General features: G+C 41.7%; 10 protein-coding genes. 2 read left to right on the top strand and 8 right to left on the bottom strand.

The window, feature by feature from the left end:
* Positions 1 to 286 precede the first annotated feature (286 nt).
* From DI53_RS10435 to DI53_RS10420, 4 genes are all read right to left on the bottom strand, one after another.
* On the bottom strand, positions 287 to 1,750 hold the full coding sequence (locus tag DI53_RS10435; protein WP_037498769.1) for a RagB/SusD family nutrient uptake outer membrane protein: 1,464 nt from the start codon (positions 1,748 to 1,750) through the stop codon (positions 287 to 289).
* Between the two features lie 19 nt (positions 1,751 to 1,769).
* A complete protein-coding gene (locus DI53_RS10430) occupies positions 1,770 to 4,925 on the bottom strand; it encodes a SusC/RagA family TonB-linked outer membrane protein (RefSeq protein WP_037498767.1) in 3,156 nt (1,051 codons plus the stop codon).
* A 998-nt stretch (positions 4,926 to 5,923) separates the two neighbouring features.
* Positions 5,924 to 7,402: a RagB/SusD family nutrient uptake outer membrane protein gene (locus DI53_RS10425; protein ID WP_037498764.1), complete on the bottom strand. Its 1,479-nt coding sequence runs from the start codon at positions 7,400 to 7,402 to the stop codon at positions 5,924 to 5,926.
* A 16-nt stretch (positions 7,403 to 7,418) separates the two neighbouring features.
* A complete protein-coding gene (locus DI53_RS10420; protein WP_037498782.1) occupies positions 7,419 to 10,379 on the bottom strand; it encodes a SusC/RagA family TonB-linked outer membrane protein in 2,961 nt (986 codons plus the stop codon).
* Between the two features lie 579 nt (positions 10,380 to 10,958).
* Here DI53_RS10420 and DI53_RS20685 point away from each other — a divergent pair.
* Complete coding sequence (locus DI53_RS20685) at positions 10,959 to 11,081, top strand: hypothetical protein (RefSeq protein WP_275041041.1); 123 nt, start codon at positions 10,959 to 10,961, stop codon at positions 11,079 to 11,081.
* Between the two features lie 22 nt (positions 11,082 to 11,103).
* On the opposite strand, the gene DI53_RS10410 is transcribed toward DI53_RS20685, so the two are convergent.
* Together DI53_RS10410 and DI53_RS10405 are read right to left on the bottom strand one after the other, a co-directional pair.
* The gene (locus DI53_RS10410; protein WP_052072334.1) at positions 11,104 to 12,600 is read right to left on the bottom strand and encodes a RagB/SusD family nutrient uptake outer membrane protein; all 1,497 of its coding nucleotides are present in this window, start codon (positions 12,598 to 12,600) and stop codon (positions 11,104 to 11,106) included.
* Positions 12,601 to 12,603: 3 nt separating this feature from the next.
* The gene (locus DI53_RS10405; protein WP_037498758.1) at positions 12,604 to 15,876 is read right to left on the bottom strand and encodes a SusC/RagA family TonB-linked outer membrane protein; all 3,273 of its coding nucleotides are present in this window, start codon (positions 15,874 to 15,876) and stop codon (positions 12,604 to 12,606) included.
* Positions 15,877 to 16,274: 398 nt separating this feature from the next.
* On the opposite strand from DI53_RS10405, the gene DI53_RS20330 reads away from it, so the two are divergent.
* Positions 16,275 to 16,427, top strand: a complete 153-nt coding sequence (locus DI53_RS20330) for a hypothetical protein (protein WP_157836769.1) — start codon at positions 16,275 to 16,277, stop codon at positions 16,425 to 16,427.
* A 533-nt stretch (positions 16,428 to 16,960) separates the two neighbouring features.
* Here DI53_RS20330 and DI53_RS10400 read toward each other — a convergent pair.
* On the bottom strand, positions 16,961 to 18,409 hold the full coding sequence (locus tag DI53_RS10400) for a RagB/SusD family nutrient uptake outer membrane protein (protein ID WP_037498756.1): 1,449 nt from the start codon (positions 18,407 to 18,409) through the stop codon (positions 16,961 to 16,963).
* A 4-nt stretch (positions 18,410 to 18,413) separates the two neighbouring features.
* Complete coding sequence (locus DI53_RS10395; protein WP_071790481.1) at positions 18,414 to 21,569, bottom strand: SusC/RagA family TonB-linked outer membrane protein; 3,156 nt, start codon at positions 21,567 to 21,569, stop codon at positions 18,414 to 18,416.
* Positions 21,570 to 21,706: the final 137 nt, after the last annotated feature.

The raw sequence follows: 21,706 nt of genomic DNA, 5'->3' as shown, positions 1-21,706 counted from the left end.
AAGGACGGCCTCTCTTCTGACAGACTTACTATCTCATTACGCAATACCCACTACCAGCTACTGAAAATTGCCGCGCCATCGTCCCTCTGGCTCGCAAGGACGGCCACTGCTATAAAATCTAACTTATCACATTACGCAATTCTACACACAATCATCTAAAAAAAGGATCAGAGCACTAAACTCCAACCCTTTTTTATACGATACTGCCGTGATTAAAAGCAATGCCTATAATCGAATTTTCAACGATGCGTATGGAGCATGAATCATGCGTTTCACTACTCCAACTTTACTGACTAACACCCGGATTTGTCAACACCTCTCCCGCTGGTATTGGAAAAATGTATCTACCATCTGTGACAGGGATGTTTGCGCCGGCACCCAATGATACAATTGGTGATAGTCTTCGCTGCAAATCCGGCACTCGAAATCCCTCCCCAAGAAATTCTATCCTTCGTTCCGTAAGTATACTATTAACTATGTTCGCCCTATCTGTCAATCCTGAAAACACATAAGATGCGTCGGACCGGTTTCTTACCGCCGCCAGAAGCGCAATAGCTCGGGATTGGTCTCCCACTTCAGCTTCGGCAAGGTTCAGCAAGACTTCTGCATATCGTATTACTGGAACCCAGTCTGTAAAAGGAGCCGCGCCGCTCCACTTAGTCAAAATATCCATGTTGGCATCATAGGCCGCAGTAAGCCCCGTCCGCCGGGCATCTGCCGATGGCCAAGCTGTCGTATTACCGAAAATACTAGCTGCACCACGACTTAAATAGTATTCGATGTTGCCGGCATTGTAATAATACCCCAACTGATTCTGTATACCCGGAGCATTTGTTTCAGCCATGGGAAATGAGAATATATTTTCTGACGTAGTAAAGGGCGTCCTAAACACATTGACGACATTCGCATTCAGCTGATGCGCTACATTTGCCGAATTTGGGGAAGCGAATGGAGCATTAACTGAAACCAGCTTATTTGCCTCGGTAATAACATCCGTGTAACGATTCATCACCAAATAGATACGGGTTTTCAATGCTATTGCCGTGTTTTTATGCGCCCGCGTTGTGTTCAATTCTGCTGTACTGTAGGATGCAGGAAGGTTTGCTTCCGCATCGTTAAGATCACTTAAGATCTGGGCGTAAATTTCCGCTACCGAGCTGCTCGCCAGATTATTATTCGACGTGTTTGTTTCCGGCTGCAGACGAAGAGGCACGCCAGGCGACGCACCGTTATCAAGGGCGTACGGCATGGCAAACAACTGGACTAGGGTGTAGTAACAAAGTCCGCGTATAAATTTTGCCTCCGCGCGGTAGTTTGCCTCTAGCTCGGCAGAGACCACACCGGGATGATTATCAAAATCTGCAAGGAACTTATTTACACGATTGATGGTAAGATATGCCATCGTCCAAAAATTAGCAATATAAGTATCCGTAGGGTCATTCGTAAATTGCCATGTCGTGAAGCCAGTGACCGTATTTGATGTTCTATTTGCAAACTCTTCACCCCTGATATCGTTGTATATCAAATATCTTCCCGCGTACAGACCTCCGTTTTTAGTAGATGTATAGAGACCGTTTACCTGAGCAAGGATGCGCTCAGGCGTGTCGAACGTTATCTCTTCAGGGATACTGGTCTCCGACGGATATTGCAGGAAATCTTTCCCACACCCCACCGCCAACAGGGTGAATGGCAACAGCGCAAAGGTAGCCTTCGTAACGCTGCCCTTAAATTTTTGAAATATATTTTTCATCTTATTGAATAGTTAAGAATTAGAAACCTACACTCACACCCAATGTAAATGCCCTGCCTTGCGGTATGGAATTACGCTCGATACCGGAAGATATGTTCGAATTACCGTTGGAGGATATTTCCGGATCCACCCCCGTGTATCCTGTAAGTAGAAATAGATTGTTTGCCTGCAAGTAAAACCGAGCGGATGAGATACCGGACCTTCCGAACAGCCGTTCTGGCAATCGATACCCTAATGTGGCGGTTTGCAAACGAAGAAAATCACCTTTTTCGACATGTTCTTCGATCAAGAAAGCAGATCCATTCGATACATTATCGGAGTAAATCGGCCTAGGAATATTGCTACCCGTGTTTTCGGGCGACCAGGCATCGAGGACGTCTACAGAGTTATTCCAAACGCGCTGATCATATAAGCCCGCCCGCGTTCCATTGTATATATAGTTTCCTCCCGAGAACGTAAAATTTAATAACAAATCCCAATTTTTGTAGGTGAAGGTATTGTTGAAACCGCCAAAGTAGGTCGGCATCGTATTTCCTAGAGGTCTAGTAGCTCCTGTCACCGATGAAGCGCTTACCGGCGTACCATCGAGCAACGTCCATGCATTAGCTCCTCCCAAGTGTTGGTATTGTACTTGCCGATCTTGATTATCGATAAATATTCGACGTCCATTTTCTGGATTTACGCCTGTGGTGCGCACACCATAAATGTTAGCAGCGGAATAACCGACCATTGTTACGCTAGTTAGTTCAAGTCCGCTCGTATACCCTAAAATAGGGGTATTATCATCTATCAACGCTGTTACCTCATTTTTTATAAATGAAACGTTCAGGTTTGCGCGCCATGAGAAATTGTTTGTAGACACTGGTGTCGCATTCAATGCAAATTCCCATCCTCGGTTATACATGGAGCCCACATTCGTTAGAATAATGTTCTCCGGAATTCCTTTCGACGGAGCCTGTGGAACCTCTAGAATCAGATTGTCAATATTTTTGTTAAACCAATTCGCTTCTACAGATAACCGATTGTTAAAAAAACCGAGATCTACGCCAACGTTGGTCTGTTGATTTGTCTCCCACTTCAGGTCTGGATTCCCAGCCTGGTCATAGAAGATAGACGGAGCGGCGGCACCGTAAACCGTGCTTCCATAGAGGCTATAGGCTCCATAGTAATTCGTCAGGTTACCATTGCCCGTCCTACCCCAACTAGCCCGAACCATAAAGTTGCTCATAAACCTGGCCAAGGAACTTGACTTAAAAAACTCTTCCTGGTGTATACCCCAACCTATTGACGCTCCACCGAAATTCCCCCAACGATTACGCTCCGACAAAGCGGAATTGCCGTCGCGTCTGAAATTACCGCTGATAAAATATTTTCCTGCATAGTTATAGCTCGCACTTGCTAGGTAGGCCTCGAAAGCTATATCGTCAATACCGTTGTCGAGGCCAGCTAAATTTGTTAAATATACGCCTTGGAAACTATCAAAGAATGGATCTGTAAGCCCTTGTCTTATCGCTCCCCAGTTCGTGATGCGAGTTTTTTGCGCATCGGAACCGACTATAAGATTTAGATTATGATCATCAAAACTTCGCTGATACTGTAAGGTATTAATCCAATTCCAGTTATCGGCTTTTGTCTGATTATTATAGGCATCCGCGATTGTTGCTTGGCCATCGCCGTTGATGGGGTTCCAAAAGCGGTTATTCTGAGTATTTCGCAGATCCCAAGTAAAAGATGTTTTAAAGGTCAGGCCCTCTAACAGCTTTGCTTCGGCAGCGAAATTAGAAAACAACCGATTGTTTTCGGATGTATTCCTATCTAAATCAATTAATACTTGCGGATTGGACCATTGCATAGCAATAGCATTTGCACCACGTCCGATAGCATTATTTTCAACATTGTAGCCGCTTGAGGTGGCCGGGTTATAAATAGGAACATTGGGAGCCTGCGTTAGGGCTAGACGACCTAAACCCGAAGATGCAAATGCACCATCCACATTGGAGCCGCTATTAGGAGCATTGTTGATATTATTTGTGAAATTGATATTTGCCCCGATTTTTAGCCAATCCGTTAAGTTGTGATCAATATTGAAACGGCCATTCCTACGTTTGAAATTGTTAGCCGCTAAAAAGCCATCTTGATCGGTCATTCCAGCCGAAAAATAGTAGCGCGTTTTTTCAGTCCCGCCGGAAACGGTTAAATTGTGGTTCTGCGAAAATGCATCTCTATATATAACATCTGCCCAATTTACATCGACTAAATCACCATTTTCATCATAACTCGGCCTCAAAGCACCTGCAGGGGCAGCTGTAAAACCAGGATTTACCTGCAAGGCGTTAGCAATAGCATTGTTCTTAAAATCCATGTATTGCTGCGCATTTAATACTTTCTGTAGGCGGACGGGTGATGTCACACCTACCCAACCGTCATACGTAACTTTAGTAGCACCTACCTTACCGCGCTTGGTGGTAATCACCAGCACACCTGCTGCGGCACGTGATCCATAGATAGATGCTGACGCCGCATCTTTCAAAATATCGATGGACTCGATGTCAGCGGGATTAATATCGGAAAGAGGATTATTTGTAGCCGCATTGACAGACACATCATTTGTTGAGATCGGGATCCCATCCACTACAACAAGTGGGAACGAGCTTAAGGAAATCGAGCTTAAACCACGCACACGTATCACGGGTGGATTATTTAAAAGTCCATTAGGCTGTACGATATTAACACCCGAGGCTTGCCCTGTCAATCCCTGACCGAAACTTTGAATCGGTCGATCTGCCAAAACAGCTCCTTTGACTGAAGATGCAGCTCCCGTAAACTCTTTCTTAAGCTGCGTTCCATATCCCGTCACTAGCACCTCTTCCAATGCAGACTCATCATTGCTTAATTGAACGTCAAGCACCGATTGGTTCGATAGTGCAATACGCTGAGCAACATACCCTATATACGAAAAGGAAAGTGTTCCAACGGATGGAACAGAGATTGTATACTTTCCATCCGCATCTGTTTGCGTTGCGGTAGTACTACCAACTACCGACACGGATACGCCACTTATAGGCGTGCCGTCTTTGGCGGAAGTCACCTTTCCGGTAACTTGTCTATTTTGCGCGAACGATACCCCGAGCAGGCAAGTCAGCACAAAAAGAATACTTAATAATTTTTGTTTCATTTTGTTTATCGTTGTTTAGTTAGTTATCGCGTGAAGGATCACAAGGATCAATACCCTACAAAGTGAATGTGGGTTTGTTTCGTTCCCTAAAGCTTAAAGGAGCAACGTTATACTGCCCACGTTAAGTAAGCCCACACTAGGGTTGACACAGACTAATAGCAGGAATAAGCACGAATTCCAAAAGCTCGTGGCTCCCAAAATCTAAGAGCTGATATAGCATAAGGAATGCCCTAGAGATGGATCGCGCGGTAGCGTATGTGATTCTGTTGTTGCATAATTACGTTTGTTTAGTTTTCATTAATCCTCCGATATATGGGACAATAAGCGGCTTAATTTTATATAAATGTTAACTAACCTTTTCCACTTCAGCAACCAATATAACAGTAAAAAGATTAATATTCAAAATAAAAAAGTTACAATATAGCTCATAAAAATATAAAAATATATATTATTTCAATTTTTATTAATCTATATAAAATATAAAAATTCACGTTAACATTGATTACAATATTATTCTACAACCGTCTACAAATTCCATATATTTTAATTACATAAAGTCACAAACCGTTGTTTTTTTAACGCAAATGGAAACCTGTATGTCACAAAGGGCGCGAAGCTGACACTCGGTATTGTTAGCCAAGTAAAAACAAGGGCGGTCACTACACATTAGAGTAACACAGCACTAAAAACAGGAATCATGACCGGCATGTGATGAAAAAAAAGACAAAGCTTCATGAACAACACTGACCAACAAGTAAGGATAGGAACGAAGGATACATGAACAAGGCAACGAGGAAATATTAGTTGCAAACCTAATTTTACATAGGAGAAGGAATAACAATTATTGTTCAACAGAGCGGATCATCGTCGCTATGAAAAGTAAATTAAGAGACCAAGGCATCTGTAGACCCCGGCGATTGATAGAAAGTTTACTTCAACAAAATCCCATATAAAAATCGGGATTTTGTTGAAGCTTCCAAGCGCAATAATCAAAAAAATCACCAGCCTTCGTTCTGCACTATATTTGGATTGACAGTACGATCGCGCTCTGGAATTCCCCAAATAAATTTAGGGTCATTAGCGGTTACTGTCTTCGTATTAAATTCGGGTCCAGTTTGGATAAATTCAGTTGACTGCGGTTCTCTTCTCGTAAACCCTTCGCCCCAACGGCGCAAATCATCTAATCGAAACCCTTCGAAGGCAAGCTCTTTCATTCTCTCCTCTTTAATCGCACCAAATAACACTGCCCCACTCACATTAACTGCGGATAACCCTCGCGATACGCGTAAAGCATTTAAATGAATCAAGGCATCAGCTTCATTTCCTACTTTAAAACTTGCCTCAGCAGCTGTAAGATAGGTCTCCGCGATACGGAATACTTTCGGCTTGTGTGTGTAATTAGTTACGTTGGATGTAAAAAGAACTGGATTTCCAGGGTATTTGTTCACCACCCAATAACTAGATCTCAAAGCGCCCAATATCAATAGGTCGGTGTTTAAAAAATAGGCATTTTTACGGTAATCATTCTCCGCATAATTATCGACTACCCATTGAGATGGCATAAAATCAGGACTGAAAAGATTTTGGGCAGCATTATAACCTAAATAAATGGAATTAGCATTAGGCAACTCATTGGGCGCGCTCACAGCTAGATTTAAAATATCTTCCCCTGTAAGATCTATGTGCCACATATTTTTTATATCGTCCGCAGTGGAATAAAGTCTATAAGTACCTGAATTGATTAAAATTTCCGCAGCTACCTTCGCACCGGCCCAATCTTGCATATAGAGCTTGACCCTCGCCTCTAGTGCAATTACTGCATCGATAGTAAATCTGATGGAACCAGCCGATCCTGCTACACCTTGAAGTCGACTTTTGGCCTCATCGATATCACTTAATATTTGATCGTAAACCTGCGTTACAGTAGCGCGTGCAGGATTACCATCTAAATCCGGAACCAAAACTACCGGAACACCAAGATCAGCGCTTGCTGTGCTTGGGTCATACATTTTTGCATACCGTACGACCAGGCTATGGTAATAAAAAGCGCGGGCAAAATGTGCCTCCCCTTTGTACAGTTCCAGCAGTGCCGCTTCTTCTGTATTGGCAGGGTTGATCGTTCCAAAACCTCTCAACATCGTATTGATATTTGTCAAGGCATTATATTGAAGCGACCATACATTACTAATGGTGCCATCATCAGCCAAAAAAGTCCAGCGATGCGGACCTCCATTTCGATTCCCGTAATCTGAGGTTGCATTTAACTGATCTGCCTGAACGTCCTGAGGAAAAGTAAAGGAACCATAGAAATTTCCTCGCATTTGGCCATATAGTCTATTACGCCAGTTCCCCGCGTCTCTCACAGATTGAAATGCCAACCCTGTTTCTACTAAGTCAAATGGCAATCGCTCCACATCGCACGAGGTGATAGCCACGCCTAAAATAGCGGTTAAAACCCTTACATATTTAAATTTCATCGTATTGTATTTTTAGTTAAAACTGAATTTCTAGTCCAAACATAGATTGTTTGGTATTGGGGTTTACACCTAAAGCCAAGTTAGAATCGGCTTCAGGATCCGGCCCCAAATATTTGGTTGCGGTAAACAAATTACGACCAGTGTAAAAGATGCGCGCTCCCGTGAAAAACTTAGACCTATCTAGAATACGTCTTGGAAGTTGATAGGCAATCGTCAACGTCTTCAATCTTAAAAAAGACGCATCCTCTATTAAACTTGTATCAAACTGATTGATCTGGCCATACCTAGGGAATTTTGCAACATCACCAGTCTCCTTCCAATAATCCAACACATCTCTTGACTGGTTAAAACCCGCGAACTGAGAAGGATTTTCATAGAAAAAGCGATCATTATTGATTAAGTATTTCCCTTGAGAAAAAGCAAAAAAAGCGTCTACCGAAAACCCTTTGTAACCCGATGTAAAACCAAATCCGCCATTAAACGGGGGATATCTTTTGATACCCGTATTTTGCTGAAGATTAGCATTGTTGAATACAGAAGTGACATTATTAGGATCTTTGTTCGTCTGAGCAATATCTTCGCCCGGCACGAACCATTGCTGTAAACCAGTTTCTGGGTTGACTCCAGCCACAACAGGATAAAAGTACATCACCGGTTGTCCTATTGCCCATGATACGCCGGTATTAGGCACTACCCAGTAATCTCTATTTTGAAATAGGTCGGTAATCTTTTCCTTGTTGTAATTCAGATTGATATAAGGACTAAAGAAATAGTCGCTTCCCGATAATACATCGACACTTAATGCTATGTCAAAACCTCTATTCTGTAAAGACCCAACATTTTCCAAAATATTGGCAAATCCCGTGGTAAAGGGATGAGGAACATTTACCAACATATCGTCTGTTGTTCTATGGTAATATTCAAAGTCGAAATTCACCTTATTAAGCAAAGTCGTAGCAAACCCAATCGTCAATTTACGCTGGGACTCCCAGCTTAAATTTGGATTTCCCGGCGAGACTACCCCCCAAGCTGTTTCTCCGTTATAGATGGAGGTTCCTGTGGTAGACAAACTGCTATATTGTTGCGTCATCAGCATTTCGGAATTCCCTGTTGTGCCGATGCTCGCCCTTACTTTCAAATCGTTAATCCATGCTATATCTTTAAGGAACAGTTCGGACTTTGCATTCCACATACCTCCTAAAGACCAAAAAGTGGCCGTTTGGTTATTTATACCAAATCTCGAAGAAGCGTCTTGTCTTATGGTTGCATCAAAGAAATACTTCTTATCAAAGTCATAGCTAGCGCGTCCAAAATAAGAATTGAATGCAAATTGAATCTTCTCCTGTCCAACGTTACGATTACTAGGCCCTGCTGGCAATAAAATTAAAGCGTCATCCGTCATCCCTGTGGAAGAGGCCATAAAGAAATCACGCGTAAAATCAACGTATTCATGTCCTGCCAGAAGGGCAAGATTATGCTTCTCCGAAACAGTGAATCTGTATTCGGCGGTATTTTGGATAGTCCGCATAATTTGTTCTTCAGATTCCTCCGTCCCCTGACCATTCCCGAAATTAGAACCAAATGACGGCAATCGTCTAGTTGTGTACCGATCACCAGTATAATCCAACCCACCTTGAACTTTAAGTGACAAACCAGAGATTGGCTTCACTTCAATATAACCTACTGGATTAAATTGCTTTCTTTTCCGATCGGCAGGGTTTTTATCGGCTAAATAACGTGGAGACCAACGCGCCCATCCCGGAATTTGCTGATCATAATACTCGTTACCATTTGCATCGTATGGTGTATAAAATGGCGGAGCCAACAGAGCAAGCCCTCCATTAGTATCGTTTAGTCCCCATCCATTAAGTTCGCGAACATCATATCCTCCCGATAAATTTAGCCCTACGCGTACCCAATCATTTAACCGGGAGTCGATATTGCTTCTTAATGTTATCCGGTCAAAACTGGATCTGTACATCAACCCTTCCTGATCGAAATAACTTGAAGATATAAAATAGGTCGTTTTGTCCGAACCTCCAGAAATATTCAGGTCGTGCTGTTGCATCGGAGCATCTTCTTTATTATAATACTTATACCACTGCGTATCGTTCGGATATTGCTGGCGCAATTGATCAATTTGGGCAGGCGTGCGATACCCAGTTTCCTGCCAGAAGTTCAGGAGTTCGCCTGAATTCATTAGGTTTTCTTGTGCTTTTGTTGTAGCCAGATTCGACCAACCTACCTGTGAACGCAATGTAATGGTAGCTTTTTCGCCCTTATTTCCTTTTTTAGAGGTAAAATAGATAACGCCATTGGCAGCTCGTGCACCGTAAATAGACGTTGCTGACGCGTCTTTAAGTACCGTGATACTTTCGTAATCACTTGGGTTCATCGAAACGATAGAGTTTGGGGAAACCGGAACACCGTCCAACACATACAAAGGCGTCGAACTTCCTCCTAGTGATCCAACACCATGCAAACGAACAGACTGTGTCGCCGATGGCTCACCACTGGACGTGAACACTTGTAAACCTGGAACTTTACCTTGAAGTGCTTCCAAAGCGTTAGCTGTAGGACGCCCTTCAATATCTTTAGAAGATACACGAGCTACAGAGCCGACTGTCGTCGATAAATTTGTTCCAGAGCCATATCCCACGACTACAACTTCATCAAGGGCAGCTTCAGTTGTTTCGAGACGAATATTTAAGGCATTTGAACTTACTGTCACAAGCTTTTCGACGTATCCTATGTTCCTGACGATTAGGGCTGCAGCATCTGGCGCCAAAATGACAAATTGCCCGTTAGCGTCAGTCTGCGTTGCAGTAGATGTTCCCTTCAACAGTACCGTCGCCCCACTAATAGGCGCACCATCTGCTGCCGAAGTGACCTTCCCGGTCACCTGCCGGGTTTGCGCGAACGAAACGCCGATTAGGCAGGTCAGCACAAAAAAAATACTTAATAATTGTTGTTTCATATAGTTGTTGTTAGTTAATAAGTTATTTTCCATGGGATCGCAAACCATATAAGCCCGCTTCCCAAGACTCAAAGAACAAGAGTATGGGAGACCTTTGACAAAGGTCCAAGTTTTCGCACGCACAGCTCTAGAGAGCATAGTTGACGCCTAAAGCAGATCTAGCTTAATGTATTCCGCAGATTTTGATGTTGAATTCACGCCAGTAGTTCGTAGTGGCGCCATATGTGCAGTCTTTTCGCTTCATAATTACATTTGTTAGTTTAAAATATCCGTTTGTTCCAATTTGGAAAAAAATATTGTGCTATCAATGTAAATGCAGGCGAACATTTATTGATTGGTACCGCTAATATAATTGTTAATTAGGTGCCGGTCAAGTTAAAAAAGAGAACTAAAATAATAAAATTAACTTTAATTCTATTTTTATAAAGTAATAATATCACCATTAATATCAATAAAACAACACTATAACAATACATATATAAGTTCCTTACTTTTTAAATATGTCTATAAAAAATGGGCGGTATTTTGCGTAAGAAAAGTATTAGGGTGTCGCAAACACGAGTGTTCAGGTTCAAAAATATGACAAGGCAAAGAGAACTATCGCTAAACGAGATGGGAATCCATAGCAACAACAATGCGACACAACCGATGGATGGTTATACGACAAAAAAAGGAGTTGCCATTCAGACAACTCCCGTTTAAAGGTAGATAGTAAAATTAATTATTAACGTGTGTTCTGTTGAACGACACCTAAGGTTCTATCGATTTCACCGCGAGGGATTAAGAATTCCCATTCATCACTTCCTGCTGGCACGTTCATTTTAACGGCGAGCGACGTATTATGGTTTGCTCCCGTTCTGTCCAATGGAAGGTTTAAGCGTTTTAGATCATAAAAACGGAACCCTTCACCCCAAAGTTCTATACGACGTTGCGTTAAAATTTCTTCCACCAACGCTGCACCTGAGTTTGTGGAAACCGCGTAATTAGCATCTCTTGTCTTAACCAAATCAAATAGCGTCTGCCTTGCTTCCGCTTCTCTTCCACCTAGTTTAGCCAACGATTCCGCTTCGATCAAATACATTTCTGCTGCGCGCATAAACATCAGATCACCATTACTGTTTGCAGGGTTAGGCATAGTAAACTTACGTGTCATATACGGACGTCTCACACCACTTGCAGCCACTGGGAATCCAGGCGTATTTCCGTTTTGATCCCACAATTTCTTCCGAACATCGGTAGTCGGAATTTTAGCATACAATAATGAATTGATCGCTTTTGGATTTCCCCGTGTATTTGTCGAACTAAAGTTACCCACATATGCATAAAAGGAATAGAAATAAGTAGGCTGATCTTCCCGATGCTCAATTCCCCAAATCCATTCCGGATTGGCAAAACTCACAAAGGAGTTGACATACTGATCTTGGTTCATAAGCGTAAAACCAGATCTAGCTGCTTTGGCCTCCGCGACAGCAATATCGTAGTTTTGTTGCGTTAATGCAACGCGCGCTTTAACGCCATGTGCCACATTTGCATTTAAGTGAGAAATGTTTGGCCGAGTTGTAGCAGTAGCAAACAGGCCTATGGCCGCATCCAAATCCGTATTGATCTGTGTATACACCTCTTCCACCGTATTACGAGGCACTGCCCCCACTGTCCTTTCCAAAATTAGCGACATCCCCATCGAAGAGTTGTCCCCACCTTTTACATAACGCTTACCAAACAATTGTACCATTTGGTAGTACGACCAGGCACGGTAAGTCAAAGCTTGTGCTTTCAAGAAGTTCTTGTCTTCCTGCGGCCCTTCCGCGCCATCAATGTTGGCTATTATTTCATTCGCATTCGCAATCAGCGCGTAATAAAAGCCATAGTTAAATGTCAGAATATTTGCATTTTCATCGCGGTGTGAAATCCAGCGATGTTCCGTATTGAACCAACCGTTTGCTGCTGCGGTCATTACAAAATCTTCACCCAACACCTCCATATAGAGCATATTTCCACTCTGCCCGCCGGCAGCTTGGTTGCTGTACCATTGCGAGTACATATAGCGGTGCATACCATTAATCGCCGCGTAAGCATTTTGTGTTGTTGCAAATACAACAGAAGGAGCAATACGTCCGGTAGGATCCAATTGCAAATCTTTATTACACCCCGAGAAAAGCAAGGCTGAAAGCGCTAGCGTAGCGAGGGTAGATTTTATAGATAGTTTGTTAAAAATTCTCATGTTTTAAAATCCGAAGTTAATACCAAAGTTAATTGTTCTTGCATGGTTGTAACCCGATGCGCCTGTTGCGCTGGAGATACCACCAATTGGATTAAAGCCTTTCCTTGCCGACAAGAAGAATAGATTTTCTGCACTGGCAAATACGCGCGCGCGTTGCACGCCAATTTGGTTCGTCAAGCTTCTTGGGAGGGTGTAGCTTGTTGTGATCGCAGATAGATTCAGCGAAGAAGCTTTTTCCAAGAAACGTGTGGACGTGGCACCATGCTGTGATACTCTGTTTAAGTCCATCAATGGAATATCAGTTTGATCGCCCGGGTTTTTCCATGCACCAAACAAATCTTTGTGCAGGTTAGCAGCATTTGCCGGACCAGCGCTCATTAAGCTCGCATATTGACCATTGTAAAAGTAGCCTCCTAAGCTGTACGTTACGACAAATCCGAAATCAAATCCTTTGTAGGAAAAACTATTTACGATACTTCCATACACCGGTGGCAAAGCCGATTTATTAATCCAGTCTTGCTTAGCCGAGTTATGGTTGAACGTTACCGTATCCACTACGCCATTGCCTCTATCTATCAATTTGTGATCTGCATTAGTTGGATTGTATTCTACACCATCCGCTAATCCTAAATACATTGCACGACCGGTTTCCGGGTCTACGCCATAGTACGTTCTGGTAAAAAAGTCATACATCGATCTACCTTCGGCGTACTTGTAAGGCACGTCTACAATTTCAGGTGTTTCTACTGGCATCCTTGTAATTTTGTTTTTGATTGTCGTTACATTTAATGTCAGGTTCCAATTGAAGTCTTGCTTACGGATAATATTACCTGTTAAGGAGAGCTCGATACCTTTATTCGTCATCGCTCCTACATTTCTAGGAATAGAAAAAGAATTTGTAGTTGTACTGCCATTGTGGTAAGGCTGAAGAACATCAAACAACAAACCATCTGAAACTCTATTGTAATACTCAAATGTACCACTGATTCTTCCATTTATAAAGGAGAAGTCTACCCCAATATCCAGAGGCTTCTGCGATTCCCATGTTATTTCGTTTGAACCTAGCGAAGTAAACGCAGCGCCCGATGCCGACCCGTTATTATAGCCAATGCTATAGCCTGGCTGGTATGGATAACGGTTCTGAGCACCTGTACTGGTTAACAAACTTGAGTTTCCGAGTCTACCGTATGAAGCGCGTAGTTTAAACAAGTCAGTAAAGTCGTTCTTAAAGAATGGCTCCTGATCCAAACGCCATGCAGCACCCACCGACCAAAATTCTTCCCATCTCAAATGCGCAGGAAACCTTGAGTTCCCATCGTAACGGACCATTGCACTTAAATAATAGCGGCTATCATAGTTGTAGTTTGCACGTCCGAAATAACTTTCAATAGCCTCTTCTCCTAAGCCAGAAGTGAGCGAGCTGATATCTGCAAAATTGGAAAACACATATAAGCCGTCAAAACCCTGTCCGGTACGCATACCATCAATCGTTTCCACCTTGAATTTGTAATACTCATGTCCTAATAACGACTCTAGATTATGCTTACCAAAGGAGTTATTTGCACGCAAGATTTGGTTGAACGTATAGCTTTCCTGCCGGTACCAATTTTGGCTGTAGCGACCGGCTGGCGCACCATCTCCTACCTCAGTATTCTCATAGCCTTCTTCTCGTAAACTTTGAATGTCAGGATTGAAGGTCGTCGAGAATGTTAACCAAGGTAAGATATTGATATCAATATAGGCTCTAGCAGATACAAAATCACGATCCGCTTTGCTGGTATTCATTAGCGTTTCTGCTATCGCATGGCGACCACTGTTGTATGGACGGGACAGGCCAAACTCTGACACCAAGTTTCCATAGTCGTAACGTTTGTTGCCGTTAATATCTCTGATAATTTCGCCCGTTACCGGATCATGTACATAAACCGGATAGATTGGGGCAATACCTCTCGAAAATCCGAAAGGATTATTAATAGAACCTGATCCAGTATATGCATAGTTGTATTTATTACTTGCGCCAGATATATTGATACCTGTCTTTAACCAGTCGGTGATTTTGCTATTTACGTTTAAACGGCCTTGAAAACGATCCATTGAAGAGCGTAAGCCCCAACCATCCTCACTCAAATAGTTCATTGATGCATATACATCCGTATTTTTAATTCCTGTTGAATAGTTTACGCTATACTCATCACGCTTACCGTTACGGGTGGCCTCATCTTCCCAGGAGCGTAGATCTTTGTACTTAATCTGTGCATTTGGGTTTAATTTTCCGGTCGCGTCAATCAATTCATTGTTCGCAACATTGTATGAGTTATAACCCCCTAAGTACTGTACGATATCCTGAAATGTTTGACCGTTATATACCTGTTGGCCCGCCGCATTTCTCGTAAGCAGACCTGAACCAATCTGACGAGCAATATCCAATGGAATTGGAGCTGTTGCACGATAAGCTAAACTGTTTGTATACGCTTGCCACATCAATTCGTAGTACTCACCTGCGGATACTGTATTATAGTTAGGCACTGCATTTTGGTTGATCCCTTTTTGAACTTTTGCGTCAAAGGTGCTTTTTCCTTCTTTACCGCGTTTTGTAGTCACCATCACTACACCGTTTGCACCACGCGAACCATACATAGCAATCGTAGCCGCATCTTTTAGTACGGTAATTGTCTCTACATCATCTGGATTGATATTGGACATTCCTCCATCAAATGGTACGCCATCCACAACAAATAACGGATCATTACCAGCAGAATAAGAACCTACCCCACGAATACGGATGGTCGGTGATGAGCCAGGTGCTCCGCCCGGTGTAGCTGTCTGGATACCTGGACCAGCACCTTGAAGCGCGCCCAATGGATTGGACAACGGGCGTTTATCGAGCTCCTTAGCACCGATCTGTGTTGCAGAACCGGTGAAGTCAGATTTCTTTACCGTTCCGTAAGCTACGACAATAACCTCGTCCAAATCGCTAGAGGCCTCGCCCAAAGCTACATTAATGGATGTGCGTCCACCGATAGCTTGGGTGCTTTCGGCATAGCCGATCAAAGTGAACACAAGCTCGGAAGTAGATGCGTTAACCGACAGGCTATAACGGCCGTCGCCATCCGTTTGTGTAGCGCGGTTGGTTCCACCTTCGCGAACGGTAACGCCTGCTAGCGTCTCACCTGTTACGGCTGAGGTTACCCGACCACTCACTTGCCGATTTTGTGCAAACGAAACCCCGACTAGGCAGGTCAGCACAAAAAGAATACTGAGTAATTTTTGTTTCATGTGTTTATTGTTGTTTAGTTAATTAATTCCCGAGATGGGATGCGTTAGTTATTCGATTTGGTAGGCACAACCGATCAGGCATAACAATCTCGCTTCAATAAGGCAAAAGAAATCTCCGCCCCATTTAAAGGATGTATGTGTTATTGCAATAGTGTTTAGCGCATAGAGATACAATCCCTTGTGAAGCAGCAAAAACTATTTTTAAAAATTAGAAATCGGACTTGAAAACCAAGTATGTACCCTAATGCAGAAATGCAAAGATTTGAGTTAGTAAATTTTGTTTCATCGTTGTTTGTTGTTTAGTTAATAAATACTTCCACTTGAAGAAGCACACACGTTAATTCTAGTTAGTATGAGCAATTGTTAACATCTTTTAACAGTTACCGTTGCTAATATAAATGCAAAAACAACAACATCAAAATAAAAAACAAAAAATGACCTATTTTTTTGAAAAATTATTTGGATTTATCACTCAAAATATTTTGAAAACAAGCGTTGGTACTGTTCGTGACCATATTTTTTTCAAAAAGATTGAATTTATAGTTGCATAAAAAAATAAGTGATGAGGTCGGGGATTTGTAATAGGATATTTGCTTTTGTGCAATTTCTGAGAGAACTGGTATTTGATCTGTAAAAGCCGTGATTATTTCTAGATTCACCAAATTTCGTAATGGCTTCACAGCGTGCCATTTTATCTAGACATATTTATGCTTATCAATCTGCATTTTTAACTATTTTTAATTTCCTATTGCAATTTCAATATGTATCATCTGCATTCGAATGTGTATTGCATTTTTTCACCAAACCACAATTACTCAAATAATATTCCGTGATATCAGTAATTGATAAAAATCCCTGCAAGGAGTATTGTGTAAAAAGGATTAATGAATTGTAATAGAAGTGATATATAAAAATCAAACGACCAATAATGTTGAATATTTTTCAATATGTTAAAATTAACAGGTGTATTAAACGATGTACCCCCAAAACTTTTCCTGTGTCGGGGGTACATTGCTCGAAACGTTTGATCTTTATAAGGCCTTAAAGGTGATTTAATAAAAATCGCTCTTAAGGCGAAAATATACTATTGCGGATTGTTGGGTAGTATATCAGGATTAGCATCAAGCTCTGCCTGCGGGATCATAAATAAAAATCTATTATCACCTACTGGGATATTAAAACGGCCATAAGTAGGATGGTTTGTACCTGCATAATCACGTTCAACGGGTTGACTCAAGCGCTTAAGATCAAACCAAGCAAAACCTTCTCCCCAAAGCTCAATCCTCTTTTGTGTTAAAATTTCTGTCAAAAGAGCTTGACCTGCCGCTGCAGATTTCACATATTGTGGATCACGAGCACTTGTAATTTCATAAAGAACATCTTTTGCTGCCTGTTCATTTCCTGAACGTGCCAAAGCCTCTGCTTCGATGTAGTAAAGCGCTGCTGACCGGAGATAAATATAATCACCAGAAACTCGGTCAGTAGTCAAATCACGAAATTTGTAACTTATGTATGGACCATACGAGACCCCTTCAAAGGCACCGCTAGTGCCTCCTTGAAACATCGCTTTTCGGTAATCGGTTTCAGACATAGCATCATAAAGACGACGATCGATAGCGATATTTCCACCTTCAGAGTACCCAGTATTTGTATTATCGAAATGTGAAAAGAAATTTGCCACAAATGTCGTCAATTCCGCATTTAAATCTGCCCCCCACATCGTCTCGTCTTGATTGATGTCATAAAAACCGTTTTTCCACCCCGCTTCAGTCAACAAGGTATACCCTTGTCTAGCAGCGTTTGCTGTTACCGCCGCCTCGCTGTATTTTCCCATTTCCAAATAAACATCAGCTAAAAAAGCTTGAGCTACGCTTTTATCCAGCAATTCTTTACTAGGACGAGAATATCCTTCCAATGCTTCCACCGCGTTTGTAAGATCACTCTCTATCTGCGCGTAGACCTCCGCGACAGTATTTCTTTTGGACGAAAGCGTTGCTGCGTTAATAGGCACACTCAAGTCGGATTCATTGCCAACATATGTTGGCCCGTATATTCTAGCCAACATAAAGTGAAAATAGCCTCTTAGAGCCAATGCCTGTCCACGGATACCCTTCAATTCGACATCATCTGTGTTTTCATCCACATTGTTAATAATGGTATTGACGTTTTTTATTTGGGTGTAATAGGTAAACCATGGATAATGAGCTCTTGCGTTAGTAGACACACGCCCAGTATAGTTATAATTGAATCCGCCCCAGTTTAAGTTATTCATAATGACATCATTCCCCATTAAATCAATTACCGAGAGCACGCCCTTATGACCATAGTCTTCGTGACCAGCATAACCTGTAGTTAGCGCGGATCTTAGTGTAGCATATACCCCTTTGAGCGTTCCCAAAGTCGCTGCAGACGAAGAGCCTAACTGTTCAGAATTTATGGTAGACTGGGGGTCGATATTTAAATATTCTTTGCTACAGGCAGAAAACAATAGTCCCGCTGCGACAATACCTATAAATTTGTTTACTTTTTTCATTCTTTTAAAAATTAATAGACAAGCCTAAAGAAATACTACGCAATAATGAATAACTATTAAGCGACAAGCCATTGTTAATATCTCCACCGAGTTGCATCATTCTTGGATCTAATCCCTGCCGCTTGGATATCATAAAAAGATTATTTCCCAAAACACTTACTCTTGCATTCTTTATTCCTATTCTGTCAAAAGTTTGTCCTGAAAAGTCGTAGCTCAATCCAAAATTCTCTAAACTAAGATAGTTGGCAGAAACTAGAAATAAATCAGATGTATTATATTGGTTTAATCCTTGATTGGCCATTATTGGCAAGGAAGCATCAGGATTCTCGGGAGACCAAGTTTGATAAGCATCCTTGTGGAAATTAGCGCCACTATTGCCCATACCTGTGTCTTCGATAAAGAAACCTTGATATACATTATCATATACATAACCACCAATTTGATAAGCAAAACCGGCATTGAAAGATAGCTTCTTATATCTCAGGTTCAATCCAAAGCCACCGTAGAGATCTGGATGCGCTGTTTTATCACTTAAAAACTGAGTTGCAGCAGAATGTGTATCTGTAGTGGTTTTCTCGCCGGTAGATTTGCCTGTTATAGGATCCGTATCTCCTACGTACCAACTACCTAACCCAGTATTACGGTCAACAGTAGCAAATTCACGCAAGTAATAAGTATATGCGCTTTCACCTTCTGCAAAACGGAAAATTCCCGCATTTACAAAAGGCTGAGGCAATCTTGTGATCCGGTTTTTGTAATGTGTCGCGTTTGCCCAAAGATTCAGGTTCCAATTATCTGTACGAACAACATCACCATCAATGGACAACTCGACCCCTTTATTTTGCATATCACCTATGTTACGAGAAACCGCTGGTATCCCAGAAGATGGAGCTTGCGGAAAGTTGAATAACATATCTGATACTTTACGTATGAAGAATTCGAAATCGACATTCAGTCTATTATCGAATAAACCTAGTTCGAAACCAGTATTGAAATTCCGCGAGACTTCCCATTTCAAATCTTCTGTTCCGTGATACACTTGCTTTATAGAAGGATTACCATCAGCATCCGCTGTAATTTCAAACTGATCCATATAAGGATAATAGTTTCTTGCGAATCCAAAATGGCTACGGTGATCCATAGTGACATACGTTGGATAAAAGAGATTATCATTACCTTGCTCGCCGTAACTAACCTTCAATTTTAAATTTGAAATCGCATCCATAGATTTCAAGAAATCTTCATTTGAGGCTATCCAAGCGCCTCCTAGGCCGTAGAAATTTCCCCAACGGTGATCGGGGTGGAATACAGAAGAGCCATCTCTTCTAAAAGAAGCGTTTAAGTAATAACGATTGCTGTAGCTGTAAGTAAGTTTAGATAGATAACCTTCAACTTTGTAAATGTCATTATAGCCATTTAACGAGCTAAATTTACTTGCATTAGATAGGAAATTCTCATTTGGTATTACAATAACACTCTTTGTACCGGCAATCATCTTGTTAAGATAGTCAGATGTTTCATGCCCAATCAAGAGGTTAATGTTATGTTCTCCAAACTTGTTATCATAAGTTAGCAATTGCTGATTTGTCAATGTGCTTTCGTGCGTCAGAGCATTAGTGATCATTCCGCCATATTGCGAATCATCTCCGCCTTCGCTATTGCCATACCGAAGTCTGTTACCTGCAATAAAGTCATACCCTAAATTATAGGTGAAGTTGAAATGTTTTAGGAAATCGAATGATGCATATGTTCGGAAGCTAATATTTGAATTATTATTTGTTTGTACATCCAGCAAAGTAGAAGCATATGGATTCATATTTGTAATGTAAGGTCTTGTTGCGACAGAACCATCTGGATTTATAGTCTCACCGCGGCCCCAGTCATACAATTCCCGTCCTTCAGTATTTCTAAGTATCTCGCCATTTTGTCCTCTCGCAAATACTGGGTAAATAGGTGCTATACTCCTAGTCCAAGAAAACAAATTGGAATATGTCCCGGAACCTTTACCTGATTGTGGATCCCGAGCCTTAGTACTAGCAAAGTTGACGTTTCCGCCAATTTTTGCAAAGTCATACGGCCTAAACTCTAAGTTTGCACGAGCCGCAATTCTGTCAAAACCTGAGTTAACCACGTATCCATTGTCTTTTAAGTAGCTACCTGAGAGATATGATGATATCTTATCGTTACCATATCTCATATTCAAAGAGTGCTCATGTCTGACACTATTTTCGAAAAGATAATCGTTCCAATTGTCATGGTATAGCCTCGTAGCACCAGGATTGATTTTTCCTGTTGTTGGATCTACAATTTGATTATTTGCTACGTCAAAAATGTTATACCTTAAATCATTGAATAAGGTGTTTGAAGCAGTTGTCCTTGCATCAACATCCGCAGCACCATTAGAGAGTTCTCCCAAACGAAGTCGTTGCCATCTTAACTCGTAGTACTCAGAAGGATCTGCTATATAGTCGTAATCTTTCGTAGCTCTTGAGTTTATACCTGCCCGAGATTCAACAGAAATATCAACACGGTTATTATTTCGTCCTTTTTTTGTCGTAATAATGATGACACCATTTGCCCCCCTACTTCCATATAAGGCGTTAGCAGCAGCATCTTTCAGGAAGGACATTTCTTCGATATCTTGAGACGAAATAGCAGCAATATCACCGTTGTAAGGAACACCATCTACTACATATAAAGGATCATTCGAAGATGATATAGATCCTAGTCCTCTAAAGCGCACTGTAGCTGCCGCCCCCGGTTGCCCAGTAGTAGAGCGGATTTGTACACCACCAACTTTACCTGCAAGGGATTGCACAACATTTGCTGTCTGAACTTGCTGTAAATCCTCTGATTTTAACGTTGATATAGACCCGGCTATAGACTCTTTTGTTTGGGTTCCGTAAGCCGTAACTACCACCTCTTGTAACGCTTCCTCGTTACTCATCAGCTGAACATTAATTTCATTTTGAGTTCCTACGATTATCCGCTGGCTATTATAGCCAATGTAAGATACCAACAGTGCTGAAGTAGATGTGCTAACCGCTATCGAATAGTTACCCAACTCATCCGTCTGCGTAGCAACTGAGGTTCCCACGACTGCAACGGAAACACCACTAATGGGCGAACCATCTGTTGCGGAAGTGACTTTACCACTCACTTGCCGATTTTGCGCAAAGGACACACCTATCAGGCACGTCAGCACAAAAATAAAACTGAGTAATTTTTGTTTCATATGTAGATTGTTAGTTAAAAAATTCAAAATTAGTTGGTCTTATTTTATTGTGTTAAATAATG

Source organism: Sphingobacterium deserti, assembly GCF_000757725.1.
In the GTDB taxonomy this organism is placed as follows: domain Bacteria; phylum Bacteroidota; class Bacteroidia; order Sphingobacteriales; family Sphingobacteriaceae; genus Sphingobacterium; species Sphingobacterium deserti.
The sequence above is the reverse complement of the archived record's forward strand: the minus strand, read 5'-3'. Positions and strand labels throughout refer to the sequence as shown.

What these genes read in the sequence shown, in the direction of transcription:
- DI53_RS10400 (WP_037498756.1), bottom strand. Translation starts at nt 18,409, where the DNA reads ATGAAAAAAGTAAACAAATTTATAGGTATTGTCGCAGCGGGACTATTG.
- DI53_RS10420 (WP_037498782.1), bottom strand. Translation starts at nt 10,379, where the DNA reads ATGAAACAACAATTATTAAGTATTTTTTTTGTGCTGACCTGCCTAATC.
- DI53_RS10430 (WP_037498767.1), bottom strand. Translation starts at nt 4,925, where the DNA reads ATGAAACAAAAATTATTAAGTATTCTTTTTGTGCTGACTTGCCTGCTC.
- DI53_RS20685 (WP_275041041.1), top strand. Translation starts at nt 10,959, where the DNA reads ATGACAAGGCAAAGAGAACTATCGCTAAACGAGATGGGAATCCATAGC.
- DI53_RS10435 (WP_037498769.1), bottom strand. Translation starts at nt 1,750, where the DNA reads ATGAAAAATATATTTCAAAAATTTAAGGGCAGCGTTACGAAGGCTACC.
- DI53_RS20330 (WP_157836769.1), top strand. Translation starts at nt 16,275, where the DNA reads ATGCAAAAACAACAACATCAAAATAAAAAACAAAAAATGACCTATTTT.
- DI53_RS10405 (WP_037498758.1), bottom strand. Translation starts at nt 15,876, where the DNA reads ATGAAACAAAAATTACTCAGTATTCTTTTTGTGCTGACCTGCCTAGTC.
- DI53_RS10410 (WP_052072334.1), bottom strand. Translation starts at nt 12,600, where the DNA reads ATGAGAATTTTTAACAAACTATCTATAAAATCTACCCTCGCTACGCTA.
- DI53_RS10425 (WP_037498764.1), bottom strand. Translation starts at nt 7,402, where the DNA reads ATGAAATTTAAATATGTAAGGGTTTTAACCGCTATTTTAGGCGTGGCT.